Here is a 19,514-nt window from a genome sequence, read left to right as displayed (position 1 = left end):
GTAAGAGTGTCATTTTACTGTCTATCTACGTTTTGAGAACGATATGAGGGTGAGAACATGAACAAAAAGAAAAACACGATTTTAGTCTGCGACGATGACAGGGAGATTGTGGATGCCATAGAGATTTACCTGTCCCAGGAGGGATACCGGATTCTGAAGGCTTACGACGGGCTGCAGGCGGTGGAGATGCTGGAGCATGAGGATGTGCAGCTTTTGCTCATCGACATTATGATGCCGAAGCTGGACGGCCTTCGGGCTACTTTGAAGATTCGGGAAAAGAGCAGTATCCCGATCATCATTCTGTCGGCCAAGTCGGAGGATGCGGACAAGATTCTGGGCTTAAATATCGGGGCGGACGATTATGTGACGAAGCCCTTTAACCCGCTGGAGCTTGTGGCCCGGGTGAAGTCCCAGCTGCGCCGTTATACGAAGCTGGGTAATGCGGCGGACGAGAGTCAGAAGATCTATCAGACCGGCGGCCTGATTATGAATGATGACCTGAAAGAGGTGACGGTGGACGGGGAGCCCGTGAAGCTGACGCCCATCGAGTACAATATTCTGCTGCTGCTGGTGAAGAATCAGGGCAAAGTGTTCTCCATTAATCAGATTTACGAGAGCATCTGGAATGAGGACGCCATCGGCGCGGATAACACAGTGGCGGTCCATATCCGTCACATCCGGGAAAAGATCGAGATTAACGCGAAGGAGCCCCGCTATCTGAAGGTGGTCTGGGGCATTGGTTATAAGGTGGAGAAGCTGTAAATGAGGCGATGGGAATACGCAAAGCCGTGGAAGCTCACGGCACTGTTATTGAATCAGATTTGCGCGGTGGTGCTGGTGCTGTCCGTGGTCGTGTGTACGGTCTACGTGGGCGGCAGCGGCTTTGGCTTCGTGGGAAAGGATCAGAGCTTTGAGAGCACCGGCTACTATCAGAACGAGGTGCTGGAGCAGATCTATCGCTGCGTACGTGCGGCCAGCCGGGAGAGCAAGTTTGAGAAGAATGGCGTCTATGACGGCAAGATTCTGGTGGATATCGAAAAATACGCGGCGGATAACACCATTGGCAGTGGCGATGGAAAGGACGGCGGCCTCTGTTATGAGCTGACGGATCTGCTGAACTGGTCTCTGGATGGTATGGAGACCGGTACATTGATGAAGATTACCTATGAGGATGGTACGGTGGGGTATCTGTCCAAGGGCTTTACCAATTATACGGAGCAGTCGCTGTACAATGGGGATGGTACAGAGGTGGCTTCTATCTCTACCACGAATACGGGAAGCAGCTCGACTATCTATAGTTCTGCCGGTGAGACGGCGGAGGACAGGGCTGAGAATACCGAAATCGCGCAGAAGCAGGAATCAGACAGCGATGCGGGCTATGTGGAGGAGTTCATCACGGACGGCGACACGCCCTTCGATATGATGCAGAGCACAGTCCGCAATGTGGAGCAGCTGGAGGCTGTGGAGGAACGCTATGCCCCGGCGGGCTACGGGAGTATCACGGCTTACGCAGAGGAAAAGAAGCTGACGACGGCTCAGCTGCAGGAACTCTATCAGGATCTGGAGAGCACGCTTCCGGTTATCTATAACGACTATTTTGCCTATACGGAGAACCTGGAACTGTTCAGCCCCAGCATGACCAATATGCGTTATTTCGTAATTCCCAAGTCTGTGACGGAGGTTTCTCCGGAGAATTTCAGTAAGAAGATATGTACGAATATGAAGAGTTTCGGAAAGGAAAAGTTTTCCAGCCAGGACGGACTGCTGGACTACATTCGGACCTCTTATAAGGATTATCTGATTTATGACAGCTCGGATATGAATTATGAAGCCAATGGTATGCCGATCTCCTTAAGCGAGCTGAGCAGCTATGTGAAGAGCTATTCGCCTTCCGTGGAAGGGGATTATATTCTGGTGGTAGCTGTGGATTCCGGGTATAAGGCGAGTGATAAGTTGGCCCAGTATAAGAAGCAGTATGAGGAAATCGCGCCGGTGAGCAGGGTGGCAGTCTACGGAGTGATGCTGGGAGCTATCCTGTATCTGCTGACCATGGTGTATCTGACCCTGGCAGCAGGACGCAGCACCGACGAGGATGGCGAGATTATGTTGAACCGCTTTGACCGGGTACGGTCGGAACTGGCGGCGTTGATTCTGATTGTGCCGGCCTGGATTATCCTGTTCCTGGTGTCCATCGGCGTGTCGGTACGAAATCTGGAGATGCCGGAATTTTCCATGGTGGGCGGAGGCGTGACCTTTGTATTGAATCTGATGTTTCTCATCGGCTACATCAGTCTTGTGCGCAGAATCAAGGCCCATACCCTGTGGAAAAACAGTATTCTGTATCAGATCTGCTGTGCCTTTGGGGAAGTGATGAAGAACCGGAAAACCACCACGAAGGCCATGGTTTCCTATGTGGGATTCTGGCTGGTTAATATTGTGCTCTGGTCTCTGCGCGAATTTGGAATATTTCTGATGGTGCTCTTTGATATTGGCGTGGGCATCTTTATGCTGAAACAGGCGGCCCAGCGGCAGCGGATCCTGGACGGCATCAAGCGGATCTCCGCAGGGGAGCTGAACGCGCAGATTCCCATGGATCAGATCAGCGGCGATAACCGGGTTTTCGCGGAGGCGGTCAACCAGATGGGCAGCGGCCTGTCCGCGGCGGTGGAGAAAAGTGTCAGGGACGAGCGCCTGAAGTCTGATTTGATCACCAATGTATCCCATGACATCAAGACGCCTCTGACGTCGATTATCAATTATGTGGATCTTCTAAAGCGGGAGGATATCCAGAACGAGCGTGCCAGAAACTACATCGCAATTCTAGAGGATAAGGCGCTGAGACTGAAGCACCTGACCGATGACCTGGTGGAGGCGTCCAAGATCAGCTCCGGAAATGTGAAGCTGGAGCTGAACCGCCTTAATTTCCAGGAGCTGATTCAACAGACCAACGGGGAATTCAGCGAGAAGTTCGAGGCCAAGGGCCTGCAGCTGATCGTGGATATGCCCGAGGAACCGGTGGTCATCGTGGCCGACGGACGGAGACTATGGCGCGTGGTGGAGAATCTGTATAATAATACGGCCAAGTACGCCATGCCGAACACCCGGGTCTACGTGGAGCTGACCACGGTGGGCCATATGGTGCGGTTCAGCATCAAAAATATTTCCGAACAGCCCCTGAACATCAACGCTGACGAGCTGACCGAGCGCTTCATCCGTGGCGATGTGGCCCGCAGCACCGAAGGTAGCGGCTTAGGGCTATCCATTGCCCGGAACCTGACGGAGCTTCAGAAGGGAAGCTTCAATATCTATCTGGACGGCGACCTGTTTAAGGTAACCATCATTTTCCCGGAGGCAGATTCTGTACCGGGAAATGAGACTGGGCAGTCATAAGAATTGAGAAAGAGAGCTTGCAATTTCTGCAGGCTCTTTTTATAATGGAACGTAACAGGCCATAGGGCGGGTAAGTTTGGGAAAAGGTGTGATTCAAGCTTGCTTGGTATCACATCTTTTTTCAAACTTGCACATCGGAGGGCCCTCCGATGCTTCTGGAAACTGCGATAGCAGTTTCCAGAAGACCCGCCCGTCTGCCTACACAACATTCACAACCGCAGGAGGAAAAACATGGTTCAATTACTGGAAGGCGGAGCATATCTGCTGAACGGAACAGAGATCATCCCGGATACCAGGGACGCGCAAAGCGTGCTGGAGAGCCAGCTCGGCAGCGTGCCCTCCAAAGAGGAGGCCAGAAAGCAGACCATCGCCTATGGAATTCTGGAGTCACACAATACATCCGGCAATATGGACAGGCTGGAGATTAAATTCGATAAGCTGACGTCCCACGATATCACCTTTGTGGGAATCATCCAGACAGCCCGGGCTTCGGGACTGGAGAAGTTCCCGATTCCCTATGTGCTGACCAACTGTCACAACAGCCTTTGCGCCGTAGGTGGAACCATCAACGAGGATGATCACATGTTTGGCCTGACCTGCGCGAAAAAATACGGCGGCGTCTATGTACCGCCCCATCAGGCAGTCATCCACCAGTTTGCCCGGGAAATGCTGGCCGAGGGCGGCAAGATGATTCTGGGATCCGACAGCCACACCCGCTACGGCGCCCTGGGAACCATGGCCATGGGCGAGGGCGGACCGGAGCTGGTCAAGCAGCTGCTGAACAAGACCTATGATATCAATATGCCCGGTGTGGTAGGCGTGTACCTGACCGGAGAGACCCAGAAGGGCGTGGGCCCCCAGGACGTGGCCCTGGCCATCATTGGCGCAGTATTCGAGAAGGGCTATGTCAATAATAAGGTCATGGAGTTCGTGGGAGACGGCGTGGAGAACCTGAGCGCGGACTTCCGTATCGGCATCGACGTCATGACTACCGAGACCACCTGCCTGTCTTCTATCTGGAAGACCGATGATGTCATCAAAGAGTTTTATGAGATTCATGGCAGAGCCGGCGCCTACAAGGAACTGAAGCCCGGCCCGGTGGCATACTACGACGGCATGATTTATGTGGACTTGAGCGCTGTGAAGCCTATGATCGCCATGCCCTTCCATCCCAGCAATGTCTATACCATTGAGGAGGTAAAGGCAAATCTGGGCGATATCCTGCGGGACGTAGAGAAGAAGGCCCTGGTATCCCTGGGCGGCGCGGTGGATTATCATCTGACCGATAAGATCCGCGACGGGAAGCTTTACGTGGATCAGGGCATCATCGCGGGCTGTGCGGGTGGCGGCTTTGAAAATATCTGCGCGGCAGCGGACATCCTGAAGGGCGCCAGCATCGGCCCCGATGAATTTACCTTAAGCGTATACCCGGCAAGTATGCCGATTTACATGGAACTGGTGAAGAACGGCGCGGCAGCCGCTCTGATGGAGACCGGCGCTGTTCTGAAGACTGCTTTCTGCGGACCCTGCTTCGGCGCAGGTGATACCCCGTCCAACAACGGCTTCAGTATCCGCCATTCCACCCGGAACTTCCCGAACCGGGAGGGATCCAAGCTCCAGAGCGGCCAGATCGCGTCTGTGGCTCTGATGGACGCCCGTTCCATCGCTGCCACCGCAGCCAATAAGGGTTATCTGACCGCAGCCACCGAGATGGACGTGGACTTCAGCAATCCGCGATACTTCTTTGACAGTAAGATATACGAGAACCGCGTCTTTGACAGCAAGGGAGTGGCAGATCCGAGCGTAGAGATCAAGTTTGGCCCGAATATCAAGGACTGGCCCGCTATGCCGGCCCTGGCCGAGAACCTGATTCTGAAAGTGGTATCAGAGATTCACGATCCGGTAACCACTACGGATGAGCTGATTCCCTCCGGCGAGACCTCCTCTTACCGCTCTAACCCGTTGGGTCTGGCAGAGTTCACTCTGTCCCGGAAGGATCCGGCCTATGTGGGCCTGGCCAAGGAGATTCAGAAAGCCGAGAAGGCCATCGAGGCAGGCAGCTGTCCTGCAGAGGCTGTACCGGAGCTGAAGCCGATATTTCAAAATCTGAACGCATGGTATCCGACTGTGGACAAGACCAATGTGGGTGTGGGCAGCACCATTTTCGCTGTGAAGCCCGGTGACGGCTCCGCCAGAGAGCAGGCAGCCTCCTGCCAGAAGGTCCTGGGCGGCTGGGCCAATATCGCCAATTCCTACGCCACTAAGCGTTACCGCTCCAATCTGATCAACTGGGGTATGCTGCCCTTCCTGATTGACGGGGGCGAGCTTCCATTTGCAAAGGGAGACTTCCTCTTTATTCCGGAGATCCGCAAGGCAGTGGAGGAGAAACAGACCGAGATCCCGGTCTATGTGAACGGCGAACAGGATCGGAAGGTAACCTTGAAGCTGGGCGGCCTGACCGACGACGAGAGAGAGATCATCCTGAAGGGATGTCTGATTAACTACTACAGAGGTTAGAACAGAATAACTGTTCGAAAACGTAAAAAAAGTCCCGTATCATTGACGGCAGATGGTCAGTGATACGGGACTTTTTCAGCCTCTCTCCTGATGAACTCTCGGAAGAGTAAAGATAAATTCCGTTCCCACCCCTTCGGTGGAAATGGCATTAATATGCTCCCCATGGGAGGTAATGATTTCTTTCACGATGGCCAGCCCCAGGCCGGTGCCCTTTTTGTCCTTACCCCGGGAGGAATCGGTTTTGTAGAAACGCTCCCAGATTTTCTTCATGCTGTCTCTGGGGATGCCGATGCCCTGATCCTTCACAGAGATAAAGACCTTTTCATGGCGCAGGGTGGTCTCGATGGTAATCTGGGAATCGTCGGGACTGAACTTGATGGCATTGTCCAGAAGATTGTAGAGAACCTGCTGGATCTTTCCCATATCGGCCTCCACGAACTGCTGGCGGGCGTCAAAGAGCAGCTCAATGGAGATATGGCGGGCTGTACAGCGGCCCTCAAAGGAGGCCACCGTATTCTTGATGATGGCGTTGATATCGAAATCGGTGATATCCAGACGGTTTTTCTTGGTGTCGAAGGAGTTCAGGGTCAGAAGCCCGTTGGTAAGCTTTGTCAGGCGCTCGGTTTCCATGAGAACGATATTCAGGTACTTTTCCTGCAGCTCCGGAGGAATGGTCCCGTCCAGAATGGCTTCCAAGTAGCCCTTGATGGAGGTCAGGGGGGAACGGAAGTCATGGGAAATATTGGCCACGAACTTTTTCTGATACTCGTCGGTCTCCTTCAGCTCATGGGCCATATAGTTCAGAGTGGCGGCCAGCTGCCCGATTTCATCCTCTCCGGCCAGCTCCAGGGCGTAAGAAAAATTCCCTTCCGCATACTGCCGGGCAGCTGCAGTGATTTTCAGCAGAGGCCGGTATACGGTGAAGGTAAAGACGCCCAGCACCAGCAGGGAGAAAAGGAAGAGAAATAAAAGGGTCAGATAGATAATGTTCAGAAGAGAATCCCGTTCCGTGGTAAGGGCGGACATGGGCAGGTGAATCAGCACATAGCCCCGGGGCTTGAAGTTATAGGTCACAGGGGCGGCTACAGAGAGAGTATCCTCACGGAACATACCGTAGAAGTTGCCCACCAGATAATAGCGGTTTCCCATATCCGTGGGATCAAAGTTCTCGATGACCGTGGAGGACTGGCCGGAGTATCCGGTCTCGGAATTCACCAGCATCGTGCCATCCGTATTCAGAAGCCAGATGGAGGCCCCCAGATAGGTATCCAGAGCCTGAAAATGAGAATAAATCGTGCTCAGGGAGCGGGAATCTGCCGCGTCGGAATAATAATTCCGCACGAAATTGGAGGAGATATGGTTGGCCTCCCGGTACAGATCCTCCGCCTTTTTGTCCGTCAGATAGTTCAACGTCATCTGGGAACTGAAGGTGGCCACAGTAACAAAGCTCAGCAAGCCGAAAATCACGTAGGCCAGAATAAATTTCAGATACAGAGAATGCTTCATGCTTCCTTATCCTTTGACTTCAAACTTGTAACCGATGCCCCATACGGTGGAAAGGCTCCAGGAGGGATGATCCTTGATCTTTTCCCGGAGACGTTTGATATGCACGTCCACGGTCCGGGTATCGCCAATGTATTCGTAGCCCCAGATATGATCCAGCAGCTGCTCCCGGGTGAAGACCTGATTGGGAGAGGAAGCCAGGAAATACAGAAGCTCCAGCTCCTTGGGGGGCATATCCACAGGGTGACCCTGGTAGAGGACAGAATAATTAGTCTGGTTGATGATCAGATCCGGGTATTCTACGATCTTTGCGGAGGGGTTCGCAGTCTCGGCGCGGACGGGCTGATAGCGGCGCAGTACCGCTTTGACCCGGGCCACCAGCTCCTTGGAATCAAAGGGCTTGATAATGTAGTCGTCTGCGCCCAGCTCCAGGCCCAGCACCTTGTCAAAGACCTCGCCTTTGGCGGAGAGCATGATGATGGGCGTGGCGGATTTGGCCCGGATCTCCCGGCAGACCTGATAGCCGTCGATGCCCGGAAGCATCAGATCCAGCAGAATCAAGCCCGGCTGGAAGCTGTCAAAGACCCGCAGGGCCTCTTCCCCGTCATTTACAATCATGGTTTCATAACATTCTTTTGTCAGATACAGAGAGATAAGCTCTGCGATATTGGCGTCGTCATCGACGATCAGAATTTTCTGTTTGGCTGCCATGTCTGAATCACTCCTGTTTGAAAGTGGCGATGGTAACACCGGCGTCGCCCTCGCCGAATTCTCCCAGTCGGTAGGATTTCACATATTTGTTGCGCTTTAAGAGTCCCTGAACGGCCTTCCGGAGGGCTCCGGTACCCTTGCCGTGTACGATACGCACAGAGGGAAGGTGGGCCAGGTAGGCGTCGTCCAGGTATTTGTCCAGGTGGGCCAGAGCCTCGTCCACAGTCATGCCGATGAGATTGATCTCCGTGCTGACGCTGGCGGACTTACTCATCTTGATCTTTCCGGCGCTGGTACGCTGGAACTGCTTGGCGGTGATCACAGCCTCTTCCACCAGTTCCAGGTCGCTTAATTTCACCTGGGAGCGGAGAATACCCATCTGTACGAAAAGATTGCCCTTGGCGTCAGGCAGGGTGCTGACCGTGCCCTTCAGATTCAGGCTCAGTACCCGGACTGTATCTCCCAGATGGAGATCGGCGGCCTTCAATGCCTTTTTCGGCTTCTTCTGCGTATCCTGGTCGAGGGCTTTTTCCGTCTTTTTCATGCGTTCCCGTAGCTTCGTCCGCTCGGCCTCCATTTCACTGGCGGAGATATTCGCCTTTCCGAACTTATGGAAGTCCTTCATAGTCTGGTCGGCGTAGTCCTTGGCCTCCTGCAGGATCCGGCGGGCCTGCTCGTTGGCCTCCCGGAGGATCCGTTCCCGCTGTCCCTCCAGCTTCTCCTGTTTCTTTTCCAGGGCTTCCCGGAGAGAGCGGATCTCCTCTTTGTGCGCCCGGATCTCCTCCTGCTCCTGCTCAATGGTGCGGCGGCTGGTCTCCAGATCTGCCAGCAGATCCTCGAAGCTTTCATTCTGTTCACTCAGATGACCTCTGGCGTCCTCGATAAGGAAGTCCGGCAGGCCCAGCTTGGAGGAGATGGCAAAGGCGTTACTCTTGCCCGGGATGCCGATGAGGAGCCGGTAGGTAGGGCTTAAAGTCTCCACGCTGAACTCGCAGCAGGCATTCTCCACGCCCTCGGTGGAGAGGGCAAAGACCTTCAGCTCGCTGTAATGGGTGGTGGCCATGGTGCGGATCCCCATCTTATGGAGATGGGTGAGAATGGAGATGGCCAGGGCGGCTCCCTCGGTGGGATCCGTTCCGGCGCAGAGTTCGTCAAAGAGCACCAGGGAATTCAGCGAAGCCTCATTCAGAATCCGGATGATATTGGTCATATGGGAAGAAAAGGTACTTAAGGACTGCTCGATACTCTGCTCGTCACCGATGTCCGCGTACACGTCGTCAAAGACGGCCAGGCGGGAATGCTCCGCAGCCGGGATATGAAGTCCGGCCTGCCCCATAAGGGTCAGAAGTCCCGTGGTCTTCAGAGAGACGGTTTTACCTCCGGTATTGGGGCCGGTGACGATGAGCAGATCATAGTCCTCTCCCAGCCGGATGGTGACCGGAACCACCTTTTTCGGATCCAGCAGGGGATGACGGCCTTCCTTAATATAAATCTGCCGTTTTTCATTGAACTCGGGACAGGTGGCCTTCATTTCCCGGGCCAGCTTCGCCTTGGCGAAGATGAAGTCCAGAGTGGTAAGAAGCTCATAGTCCCGGGCCAGCTCCTCGGAGCATTCCGCAGTCTGGTTGCTCAGAAGCTCCAGAAGATGCTCGATCTCCTCCTGTTCCTTCAGATAGAGTTCTCTTAAATCATTATTCAGCTTCACCACGGCCATGGGTTCCACAAAGAGGGTGGAACCGGTGGAGGACTGATCGTGGATCATACCGGGCACCTGGCTGCGGTATTCGGCCTTCACCGGGATGCAGTAGCGGCCGTTTCTCTGGGTGATAACGGCGTCCTGCAGATAGGTGCGGGCGGAGCCGTTTACCATGCCTGTAAGGGTGGAATGAATCCGGTCGTTGGCGGCCAGAATGGAACGGCGCACATGACGCAGGGCCGGGGTGGCGTCGTCGCTGACCTCCTCCTCGGAGAGAATGCAGCGCCGAATCTCGGAAGAGAGATTTGAGCAGGGCTCCAGGGCTGAAAAAAGCGGCTCCAGGGAATCGCTGTCCTCCTCCCGTCCCTCATTCTGACGGGCGTACTGTTTCGCTCTTCCGGCGGTCTCCAGAAGAGAACAGACCTCCAGAAGCTCCGGGATATTTAAGGAGCTTCCGATCTCCAGACGCTTCAGGGAAGCGCGTACGTCCCTGGTGCCGGAGAAGGAGAGACCGCCTCTGCGATAAAGTCTGGTCAGGGCGTCGGAGGTTTCCTGCTGGGCGGCTGTGATCTCTGCGAGATTCTGCATGGGCTCCAGTTCCATACAGCGCTTCCTGCCTCCCGGACTTCCGGCTTCCGCCGTCAATTTTTCTATGATTTTCGTGTATTCCAGTGTGGTATAAGATTTTCTGTTCATAATACCACAAGTATAACCCAATTTTGCAGGAAAGAAAAGAGGTTTTTAATTGTGGACACCGCTGGGGAAATGTATTAAAATATGGATGTAGCACTTCCTTTGGACCTGGTGGAGGAATCTATGGCAAAAGAAAAATATCCGAAGCAAGAACATGAACAGGAAGAATTTTCCTTTGTGAAAGAGAAGATAAAGAAGCAGCCCTTTTATCAGAACAGGATGGTAAAGAAAGCCTGTTTCTGCGTGCTTCTGGCAGTGGTGAGCGGCATCATAGCCTGCTTTACCTTTGTGCAGGCGCGTCCCTTTATGGAGCGTACCTTCGGGGAGGACGAGACGAAGACCGTCACCATTCCCCGGGAGGAGGAGACGACAGCGGAGGAGGAGCCCTCGGGAACACCGGATACGGTGGTGATTACGGAGCCCCGGGAGCTGGAGCTGGAGGACTACGGGAAGCTTTATACGAAGCTACGCGCAGTGGCCCGGGACGCGGAAAAGAGTCTGGTGACCGTGACGGCGGCCAGCAGCGATACGGACTGGTTCAACGAGACCTACGAGAGCCGTCAGCAGCTGTCGGGACTTCTGGTGGGGAATAATGGAGTGGAGCTTCTGATTCTGACGCCCTACGGGCCGGTACAGAAGGCCAGCCATCTGCAGGTCTGCTTTACGGACGGAACGGCGCAGGACGCTGTTTTGAAGAACTACGACGCAGTGACGAATCTGGCAGTACTCAGCGTGAATCTGGCGGATGTGAAGGATACGACCCTGGAGCAGATTGGCATCGCGGATCTGGGAAGCTCCCGGAACCTGAAGGCCGGTGAGCCGGTGATTGCGGCGGGCAGTCCCGCAGGCTTTGCTTCCTCCCTGAAGTTTGGTAATTTGTTGGCGGGCAGCCATAAGGTAAGCCTGACGGATCGGGAATACGGGCTATTGATCACGGATATGGCGCGCTCGGAGAACGGTACAGGCGTACTGCTGAATCTGAGCGGACAGGTCATCGGCCTCATCGAGGATTCCTGCCTCCACACCAGCAATGAGCAGGCCCTGACCGCTTATGCCATTTCCGATATGAAGGATGTGATCGAGCATCTGATGAACAGCCAGGATCTGGTCTATATGGGAATTCACGGCACCCAGGTGACGGACGAGATCGCGGCGGCCCAGGGGATTCCCAAGGGCGTCTATGTGTCTAATGTGGAACCGGATTCCCCTGCCCTGAACGGCGGCATCCAGGCCGGAGACATCATTACGGAGATCAATGGAAAGACCGTCACCTCTGTGACGGAGATACAGGAGATGTTCCTGAAGTTCTCCAAGGAGCAGACCATTCAGGTGAAGGTCATGCGCCATGGCAGGGAAGAATATAAAGAGATCGTCTGCAGCGTTACCCTGGATGTCCTAAAGTAGCGCAGAAGCAGCCGAACAGGAAACAGAACAGTTGAAAACAGAAAGAACGAGGGAGAAACGATGAAATATATAGAAAGTATCCGGGAAGGCGAGCGCATTTCCGGCATCTATCTGTGCAAACAGCGTCAGTCTGCGGTGACGAAAAACGGAAAGTCCTATGAGAACCTGATTTTACAGGACAAGACCGGTGTGGTGGACGCGAAGATCTGGGATCCGAACTCTCAGGGGATCGATGACTTCGAAGCTCTGGACTATATCGACATTATGGCGGAGGCCACCAGCTTCCAGGGCGCTCTGCAGCTGAATGTGAAGCGGGTGCGGAAAGCCCGGGAAGGGGAGTACAATCCGGCGGACTATCTACCGGTCAGCGAGCGGGATATCGAGGAGATGTACCATGAGCTGATGGGCTATGCCAATCAGGTACAGGAGCCCCATCTTCGGGCCCTGTTAAAGAGTCTGTTTGTGGACGACGCAGAGTTTATCAAGGGTTTTAAGTTTCATTCTGCGGCAAAGACCGTACATCACAGCTTTGTGGGCGGCCTTCTGGAGCACACCCTGAATGTGACGAAGCTCTGTGAATACTATGTGCAGAATTATACCTATCTGAACCGGGATCTGCTGTATACAGCGGCCATGTGCCACGATATCGGCAAGGTTTATGAGCTTTCCGAGTTCCCGGAGAATGACTATACAGACGAAGGACAGCTTCTGGGCCATATCGCCATGGGCAGCGAGATGATAGCTGGGCGGGCGAGTCAGATACCGGGCTTCCCGAAGAAGCTGGAGAATGAGTTGAAGCACTGTATCCTGGCCCACCACGGGGAGCTGGAGTACGGTTCCCCCAAGAAACCGGCCCTGGCCGAGGCCATGGCATTGAACCTGGCGGACAATACAGACGCGAAGATGGAGACTCTGAAGGAGATCTTCAAGTCAGCAGGCACAAACATGGGCTGGCTGGGCTACAATCGCCTCTTCGAGTCCAATCTGCGTAAGACGGAGGTTTAAGTTGAAAAAGAACGATTTGATGGAAGTCACAATCGAATCCATGGGAAGCGCAGGAGAGGGGATAGGCAGAGTCGATGGCTATCCCCTCTTTGTGAAGGATACCTTTCCCGGAGACAGGGCCCGGGTCAGCCTGACCAAAGTAAAGAAGACCTACGCCTTTGCCCGTCTGGTGGAGCTTCTGGATCCCTCGCCGAACCGGGAGGAACCACGCTGCGCCCAGCACCGGCGCTGCGGCGGCTGTCAGATCCAGGGACTTTCCTATGAAAAACAGCTCTTATATAAAGAAGAAAAGGTACGGGAGGACCTGAAGCGCCTGGGCGGCTTCGCGGAGCCACCGGTGAATCCGGTACTTGGCATGGAGGATCCCTACCGCTACCGCAATAAGGCCCAGTTCCCCTTTGGAAAGGATAAGGAGGGGCGCATCGTGACCGGTTTCTATGCAGGCCGCACCCACAGTATCGTGCCGGAGACGGACTGCGCCCTGGGGATCGGGGAAAATCAGAACATTCTGCAAATGATTCTCGACTTTTTGAACGAGCATCATATTGAGCCTTACGATGAAACCACAGGTAAGGGGCTTCTGCGCCATGCGTTGATCCGCAAGGGGTTTGCCACCGGCCAGCTGATGGTCTGTCTGGTCATTAACGGCCGCAGGTTCCCGCAGGTCGAGAAGCTGGCAGAGCGTCTCTTTACGATTCCGGGCATGACCAGCCTGACCCTGAATGTGAATCAGAAGAACACCAATGTGATTCTGGGGGACGAGATCATTCCGGTGCGTGGACAGACCTATATCACTGATAAAATCGGCAATATCAGCTACCAGATTTCACCCCTTTCCTTCTATCAGGTGAACCCGGTGCAGACAGAGAAGCTCTATCGTACGGCGCTGGAATACGCAGGGCTGACCGGCCGGGAGACCGTCTGGGAGCTCTACTGCGGCATTGGAACCATTTCCCTGTTTCTGGCCCGGAGCGCGAAGGAAGTTTACGGCGTGGAGATCGTTCCCCAGGCTGTGGAGGATGCGAAGCATAATGCCGGGCTGAACAGCATTTCTAATGTGAAATTCTATCTGGGAAAGGCAGAGGAAGTTCTGCCTGAGAAGTATGAAAAAGAAGGCATCCACGCGGATGTTATCGTCATTGATCCGCCCAGAAAGGGCTGTGACAGTGCCTGTCTCGAAACCATGCTGGCCATGGCTCCGGAGCGCATTGTCTACGTGAGCTGCGATCCGGCTACCTTCGCCAGAGATTTGAAGATTCTCTGCGCAGATGGAAGCTATGAGCTTACGAAGGTGCAGCCGGTGGATATGTTCCCGCAGACGGCGGGGGTGGAGAATGTGGGGCTGCTGACCCGCAGATAAGGAGAAGATTATGGCTGTGAAAAAAGAGCTGGTGCTTTATTATACACCGGAGAAATCCGACGCAGATCGGCTGCTGAAAGGTGTGCTGGTACGCATGGGCATCCGGATTCGCAATATCGCACCGGAGCAGACGAGCGAAAAAGTGGGCGCGCTGGCCGGACTGCCCGGATATGAGGAGCAGAAGGAAGAAGGAGAGGCGCCGGTGATTCCGGAGAAAATGTTGGTGTTACATGGCTTTGGACAGCAGAAGCTGCAGGAATTGCTGGGCAGTCTCAGAAAAGCCAAGATTCCGCCGATTCCCATGAAGGCCATGGTGACAGAGCATAATGCGGGGTGGACCCTATATGAGCTTTATCAGGAAATACGCAAAGAGCATGAAATGATGACCGGGCAAAAAGGAGAGTAAATAAATGGAAAAAGAAGCGTTCCAGAAGCGCCTGGAGGATCTGGGCGAGCTGGCAAAAATCAATAATAACCGTCTCAGCACCGATGCGGTGAAGACATTTTTGAAGGATATGGATCTGACCGAAGAGCAGTACAACCTGGTATTTGCTTATCTGGCGTCCAAAATGATTACCGTGGAGGGTTATGTGTCTGTGGCCGGGGACGGAAAGAATGGTACTTTGGATTTGACGGAAGAGGAGCAGACCTTCTTGAACCAGTATGAGGAGGATTTAAGCTACCTGAAGATACTGGAAGAGGATGCTCTGCTGGAACTCTGCCGGGAAGTGGAGGAAAGCGGCGACGGCGATGCGAAAGCCCATCTGACGGAGCAGCTTTTGCCGGAGGTGGTGAAGACTGCGAAGCATTACGCAGGCAGGGGCCTGCCCATCGGAGATCTGATCCAGGAGGGCAATGTCGGCCTGATGCTGGCGCTGGAGACCCTGGGACTCCGCGGAGAGGACGTGGCAGCGCTGGATTATCTGAAACAGGAGATTGAGAAAGCAGTCAGCGAAGCGTTGGAGGATCAGCAGACGGAGAAGTCCGCAGGGGAACTGATCGCGGATCGCTTAAACGAGCTGAGTGACGGCATCAAAGAACTGTCCGGCGAGCTGGAGCGCCAGGTTTCCGTGGAAGAACTGTCCGCATTCATGGACATGCCCGTGGAGGAGATCGAAGATCTGCTGAAGCTGGCCGGTGAGGGAACCGGCGATGGCAATGACACGGAAGAACAGAAATAACACTCATGATACGCGTATGATGCGGCAAAAAGGGGTGCCCCATGTGGGACGCCCCTTTTTGCGCTCAAAGAGTGCTTTCTCTTTTGTATCGAAACAGCTTACGCTACAACTACAACGTTGGTAGCCTGCGGTCCGCGATTACCCTCGGTTACATCGAAAGTAACGGACTGGCCTTCCTCCAGAGTCTTGAAGCCATCAGCTACGATGCCGGTGAAATGTACGAATACATCCTCGCCAGTCTCAGAATTGGTGATGAAGCCATATCCCTTTGTTCCGTTGAACCACTTAACAGTACCCTTGTTCATAAAATGAAGCCTCCTATAAATATAGAAAATATAATTTGTGTCCGAGCATTTTCCTGAAAATAAAAAATCACATGTTTTTGTAAAGCATCAAAGTGAACGATGACTTACAAAAACATGTGAATCAATCCTCTTCGAAAATACATTTGAACAATATCAATATATCCTAAAAATGGGAAAAAGTCAAGCGCAAACAGTGTGTAATATTTACACACTGTCTGTGTAATCAATAAGCAGCTCGCAGAGCAGAAGTACCTCGGTTTCATCCAGATTCAGGGCCAAAAGCTCCCGGGACTGGTGGATTCGCTTATTCAGGATCTGGTAGATGGTGCCGCACTCGGATACGCGCTCTTCAAATTTGTCCACGCAGACGGTTTCGTTACGGGTACTTCGGTACAGAGCCGCGTTTCCGTGGAACAGGAATTCCAATACTAGACCGGTCTTCAGCTCACAGCCGAAGTAGTCGAATACATCTTTTAGGATATTGTAGAGGATCTTACAGGACAGAACCGTATTAATTCCGTCAAAGCAGCGTTCAAAGTGGTGGGCAATAAGCTTGCTGATGTATTCGTTGGGGAAGCCGGTGATTTTCTCGTTGTACTCCTTCATGGTTTCTTTTTTGCTGTAGAGGATTTTACGCACTGTGGGAAGGGCGTGCATGTTGTCCTCTTTCATGATGGTAAGAGTTCTCATCAGCATGGGCATAGTGATGGGGTACAGAGACAGGATGGTACGGTTCAGGGCAGCTACCAGGAGCGTCGCCAGGTTCGTGAGAGGCGGCTTGTCAGTGACCACGATGATCTCCTTGGAGTCGTTCAGGTTTGCGATGAGCTTCTGAGAACGCTTCACAAAGGCCGGATAGTGATGCTGATCCTCCGGCCCGAAGGGCAGCACATAGTAACTGCGGGTGCCGGATATATAGTTCAGGTAAGTGGCATAGTTCTCTGACAGTGTCTGATCGTAGGAAACAACGACATAGATGATATTGCTCTCATCCAGAGCCCGAAGGGCGTGATCCAGGAAGAGACGCAGGTAGTTGACAGAGCTTTTGGGCAAAGTCGCGTTAAAGGAGGACTCGATCTTGTCGATGAGAGTGGCGGACAGCTTGGAGGAAGTGCGGCTACACTGGGGCAGAGTCTCATCCTCCAGAAGACTTCCGGTGCTGAAGGTGCCGTGGATCATATCGGAGATCAGGGCGTAAAGCCGATTCAGCATGGGAATATCGTAACGGATGGGGGACTGCTGGAAGCAGAAGCCCAGCAGGAAATGAAGCCGTTCCTCCAGGATCTGATTGTCCAGGGTCACATCTGTGTGTAGCACATCATCCCATACGGTCTCGTCGAAGCTCTTTTTCCTGGGGGTGGTGAGGACGGAGCTCATATTGTCCGAGGAAAGGAGGGTCAGAATCGTACACTCCGTATCGGGATAGAGATCTATGAATTCCGGGATGGAATGCTCCACAAAATCTGTGATCTCATTCAGGTAATTCTGATTTTCCGTCTGGCTGCTGCGGACTCCGGCGGAAAGAGAGTTTGTAAGCAGGGTAGCAGTATTTCCCTGGGCGTAGTAAAGGGCCCCGGCCACTGCGTAATGGATCTCGCTTCGCAGCTGGGAAATATTGTATTTATACCGGGAAGAGAGCAGCCGTGTCAGAATATCCCGGTTCACGCGGATCTGGGTATGGTTGTAGTCTGCCGTCTCCTGCATGATGGTCAGAATGATCTTCAGCCGCTCCACGGTCCGGCGCTGGGCCAGATTCGGGAAGGAGACCACGCAGGGAGTCAGAGAGGAAAAAATATCCGCTTTGACTGTATCCCTGTCCACCAGGAAAATGATAACGGGTGGATGGCAGCCTTGGTTGGAGTAGAGATGGGAGATATCCGACTTCATGCGATAAATTTTGCGCTCGGTGATCTCATCTGCCACCTCGATGAGGATCATGGCGGTGGCCTCCGGAGTCAGTTCGTTCAGGAGATACTGGTTGTTTTCCGCGTCCGGCCGCCAAGAGACGGTCACATAAGTGCTTTGCTTGGGAAAGGTCTTCTTTTTCAGAGCATAGGAAAAGAGCTGGCGGCAGAAATACTTCCGGCCGCTGCCGGGCTCGCCCATGAGCACAAAGAGCAGCATGTCTGCCTGGGGATAGATGAAGCAGGGCAGAATGGTATCGATGACCTCATGAAGGGATTCACCGATATTGCTTCCAATGATTTGAAAATCGGGCAGAGAAGAAGCGGCCATAGGCTCATTGGTGGCCAGCTGCTCCTTCAGCTCTTCCCGGTTGGCAATGATCTGAGGGGCTTTGGAATAACGAAACTCATTTACGATGACCTCCCGGGACAGATAGGTGGTGGGGCGTCCGCTTATTTTAATAAGAAGATAGTCGTTAAAAAGCTGGTTCAGAATACGGGATACATTGCTTCGGTCGATTTTCAGCTCCACGGCGATGTCAAAGGCGTTGCAATGCTCAAATGAGAAGGAGTTGTCCAGGATGGATTCCCTGGTATATGTCACAATTTTCTCATAAATCATATCTTTTCTGCTGTTCATGGGTAATTTTTCTCCAAAAATGAGTGTTGTTTATCAGTGCAAATGAAACACACTCTGGTAAAAACGCAGGCGTTTTCCGTGTATAATTAACACTGATGGATAAATTATACACACACTAACCAGAAAAAACAAGGGATAATTGGAAAATTGGCAAAAATCAAGTCCCCTGAGCGCGGAAATGCGTGTTACACAAAACCAGAGAATTCGTGAATTTGACAAGAAAGAGAGGATATGCTAAAACGGATATAGTCGAAATGACGAAAAGGAAGGAGACGACTCAGAAATGAACTTGTTAATTACATCCAACTCATTCGGTTCGGCAGATAAGAGTGTTTTTGAGAAGCTTGAGAACGCAGGCTTCACAATCACTACCAATAAGTATAAAAGAATCATGACCGAAGAGGAACTGACAGAAGAGCTGAAAGGCAAGGACGCAGTGATTCTTGGCACAGAGGTATTAAGCGAGAAGGTTCTGGAACAGTGCCCGGATTTGAAAGTGGTTTCCCGTTACGGCGTAGGCTGTGACAACATTGATATGGAAGCTCTGAAGAAACGGAACATTCCATTGGAAATCACCCGGGGAGCCAACAGCGACGCAGTGGCTGACCATGCGGTAGCCCTGATGCTGAATGTGGCACATCATATTAATACGGCGGACGCCCACATGAAAGAAGGCATCTGGAAAAAAGAAACTTCTCTTGATTTAAATGAAAGTAAGGTCGGAATCATTGGCCTGGGCGCCATCGGAAAGGGCGTAGCAAAGCGCGTAAGCGGTTTCGGCTGTGAAATCTATGGCTTTGATGTTTACTATGACGAAGCATTCATGGAAGAGTATCACATCCGGAAAGCAGATGTTTCTACTATACTAAAGGAATGTGATTTCATTACACTGCATGTACCGGCCACACCGGAGTTCCATCAGTTCATGAATGAAGAGGCATTCAAGAGCTGCAAGAATACGGCTATCGTTATCAACACGGCCCGGGCGGATCTGGTAGACCATGACGCCCTGTACAAGGCTCTGGAGAACGGCTGGATCGCCGGATACGGCGCAGATGTTATGAAGGATGAGCCACAGGTAGATACGAAGCTTGCTTCTTATCCGAACACGGTGCTGACGCCTCACATGGGAGCGGTTACCACGGGAGCCATCAAGAAGGTGTCCGAGATGGCGGCGGAGAACGTATTAAAGTATTTTAAATAAG

14 protein-coding genes are annotated in these 19,514 nt (G+C 53.0%); 9 read left to right on the top strand and 5 right to left on the bottom strand.

Annotation, left to right across the window (positions count from 1 at the left end; all coding sequences use genetic code 11):
- Positions 1-57 precede the first annotated feature (57 nt).
- The 3 genes from H8S44_RS01620 (at position 58) to H8S44_RS01610 (ending at position 5,907) form a co-directional block, all read left to right on the top strand.
- Positions 58-762, top strand: a complete 705-nt coding sequence (locus tag H8S44_RS01620; RefSeq protein ID WP_186872803.1) for a response regulator transcription factor — start codon at positions 58-60, stop codon at positions 760-762.
- Entirely contained in the window at positions 763-3,390 is a 2,628-nt protein-coding gene (locus tag H8S44_RS01615) for a sensor histidine kinase (RefSeq protein WP_186997523.1), read from the top strand.
- 231 nt (positions 3,391-3,621) lie between these two features.
- Positions 3,622-5,907, top strand: a complete 2,286-nt coding sequence (locus tag H8S44_RS01610; protein WP_186997522.1) for a hydratase — start codon at positions 3,622-3,624, stop codon at positions 5,905-5,907.
- 75 nt (positions 5,908-5,982) lie between these two features.
- Here the strand turns inward: H8S44_RS01610 and H8S44_RS01605 are convergent, their stop codons facing one another.
- From H8S44_RS01605 to H8S44_RS01595, 3 genes are read right to left on the bottom strand one after another with little or no spacing between them, the layout of a single operon-like run.
- Positions 5,983-7,413: a HAMP domain-containing sensor histidine kinase gene (locus tag H8S44_RS01605; protein ID WP_186872805.1), complete on the bottom strand. Its 1,431-nt coding sequence runs from the start codon at positions 7,411-7,413 to the stop codon at positions 5,983-5,985.
- A 6-nt stretch (positions 7,414-7,419) separates the two neighbouring features.
- On the bottom strand, positions 7,420-8,121 hold the full coding sequence (locus H8S44_RS01600) for a response regulator transcription factor (protein WP_186872806.1): 702 nt from the start codon (positions 8,119-8,121) through the stop codon (positions 7,420-7,422).
- 7 nt (positions 8,122-8,128) lie between these two features.
- Positions 8,129-10,513, bottom strand: a complete 2,385-nt coding sequence (locus H8S44_RS01595) for an endonuclease MutS2 (protein ID WP_186872807.1) — start codon at positions 10,511-10,513, stop codon at positions 8,129-8,131.
- Positions 10,514-10,633: 120 nt separating this feature from the next.
- On the opposite strand from H8S44_RS01595, the gene H8S44_RS01590 reads away from it, so the two are divergent.
- Genes H8S44_RS01590 through H8S44_RS01570 form a run of 5 tightly spaced genes read left to right on the top strand, consistent with a single transcriptional unit; the run spans position 10,634 to position 15,460 of the window.
- Complete coding sequence (locus H8S44_RS01590; protein ID WP_186872808.1) at positions 10,634-11,914, top strand: S1C family serine protease; 1,281 nt, start codon at positions 10,634-10,636, stop codon at positions 11,912-11,914.
- A 60-nt stretch (positions 11,915-11,974) separates the two neighbouring features.
- Positions 11,975-12,919 (top strand): 3'-5' exoribonuclease YhaM family protein, encoded by a 945-nt coding sequence (locus tag H8S44_RS01585; protein WP_186872809.1) that lies wholly within the window; start codon positions 11,975-11,977, stop codon positions 12,917-12,919.
- 1 nt (position 12,920) lies between these two features.
- Positions 12,921-14,279, top strand: a complete 1,359-nt coding sequence (gene rlmD / locus H8S44_RS01580) for a 23S rRNA (uracil(1939)-C(5))-methyltransferase RlmD (protein WP_243167441.1) — start codon at positions 12,921-12,923, stop codon at positions 14,277-14,279.
- Positions 14,280-14,289: 10 nt separating this feature from the next.
- The gene (locus H8S44_RS01575; protein ID WP_186872810.1) at positions 14,290-14,685 is read left to right on the top strand and encodes a DUF3783 domain-containing protein; all 396 of its coding nucleotides are present in this window, start codon (positions 14,290-14,292) and stop codon (positions 14,683-14,685) included.
- A 4-nt stretch (positions 14,686-14,689) separates the two neighbouring features.
- Complete coding sequence (locus H8S44_RS01570; RefSeq protein WP_186872811.1) at positions 14,690-15,460, top strand: sigma-70 domain-containing protein; 771 nt, start codon at positions 14,690-14,692, stop codon at positions 15,458-15,460.
- A 98-nt stretch (positions 15,461-15,558) separates the two neighbouring features.
- On the opposite strand, the gene H8S44_RS01565 is transcribed toward H8S44_RS01570, so the two are convergent.
- Both H8S44_RS01565 and H8S44_RS01560 read right to left on the bottom strand, forming a co-directional pair.
- The gene (locus H8S44_RS01565) at positions 15,559-15,765 is read right to left on the bottom strand and encodes a cold-shock protein (RefSeq protein WP_178039330.1); all 207 of its coding nucleotides are present in this window, start codon (positions 15,763-15,765) and stop codon (positions 15,559-15,561) included.
- Positions 15,766-15,969: 204 nt separating this feature from the next.
- Positions 15,970-18,309, bottom strand: a complete 2,340-nt coding sequence (locus tag H8S44_RS01560) for a transcriptional regulator (RefSeq protein ID WP_186872812.1) — start codon at positions 18,307-18,309, stop codon at positions 15,970-15,972.
- Between the two features lie 283 nt (positions 18,310-18,592).
- Here H8S44_RS01560 and H8S44_RS01555 point away from each other — a divergent pair, with 283 nt between their 5' ends.
- Entirely contained in the window at positions 18,593-19,513 is a 921-nt protein-coding gene (locus H8S44_RS01555) for a phosphoglycerate dehydrogenase (RefSeq protein WP_186872813.1), read from the top strand.
- Position 19,514 lies beyond the last annotated feature (1 nt).

This window comes from Anaerosacchariphilus hominis, from assembly GCF_014290175.1.
GTDB classification, from domain to species: Bacteria; Bacillota; Clostridia; order Lachnospirales; family Lachnospiraceae; genus Laedolimicola; species Laedolimicola hominis.
Note: the sequence above shows the minus strand (reverse complement) of the source record. Positions and strands in the feature narration are given on the sequence as shown.

Bases quoted from the DNA above. Each gene is read 5' to 3' on its own strand.
- H8S44_RS01620 (WP_186872803.1), top strand. From the start codon at position 58: ATGAACAAAAAGAAAAACACGATTTTAGTCTGCGACGATGACAGGGAG.
- H8S44_RS01615 (WP_186997523.1), top strand. From the start codon at position 763: ATGAGGCGATGGGAATACGCAAAGCCGTGGAAGCTCACGGCACTGTTA.
- H8S44_RS01610 (WP_186997522.1), top strand. From the start codon at position 3,622: ATGGTTCAATTACTGGAAGGCGGAGCATATCTGCTGAACGGAACAGAG.
- H8S44_RS01605 (WP_186872805.1), bottom strand. From the start codon at position 7,413: ATGAAGCATTCTCTGTATCTGAAATTTATTCTGGCCTACGTGATTTTC.
- H8S44_RS01600 (WP_186872806.1), bottom strand. From the start codon at position 8,121: ATGGCAGCCAAACAGAAAATTCTGATCGTCGATGACGACGCCAATATC.
- H8S44_RS01595 (WP_186872807.1), bottom strand. From the start codon at position 10,513: ATGAACAGAAAATCTTATACCACACTGGAATACACGAAAATCATAGAA.
- H8S44_RS01590 (WP_186872808.1), top strand. From the start codon at position 10,634: ATGGCAAAAGAAAAATATCCGAAGCAAGAACATGAACAGGAAGAATTT.
- H8S44_RS01585 (WP_186872809.1), top strand. From the start codon at position 11,975: ATGAAATATATAGAAAGTATCCGGGAAGGCGAGCGCATTTCCGGCATC.
- H8S44_RS01575 (WP_186872810.1), top strand. From the start codon at position 14,290: ATGGCTGTGAAAAAAGAGCTGGTGCTTTATTATACACCGGAGAAATCC.
- H8S44_RS01570 (WP_186872811.1), top strand. From the start codon at position 14,690: ATGGAAAAAGAAGCGTTCCAGAAGCGCCTGGAGGATCTGGGCGAGCTG.
- H8S44_RS01565 (WP_178039330.1), bottom strand. From the start codon at position 15,765: ATGAACAAGGGTACTGTTAAGTGGTTCAACGGAACAAAGGGATATGGC.
- H8S44_RS01560 (WP_186872812.1), bottom strand. From the start codon at position 18,309: ATGAACAGCAGAAAAGATATGATTTATGAGAAAATTGTGACATATACC.
- H8S44_RS01555 (WP_186872813.1), top strand. From the start codon at position 18,593: ATGAACTTGTTAATTACATCCAACTCATTCGGTTCGGCAGATAAGAGT.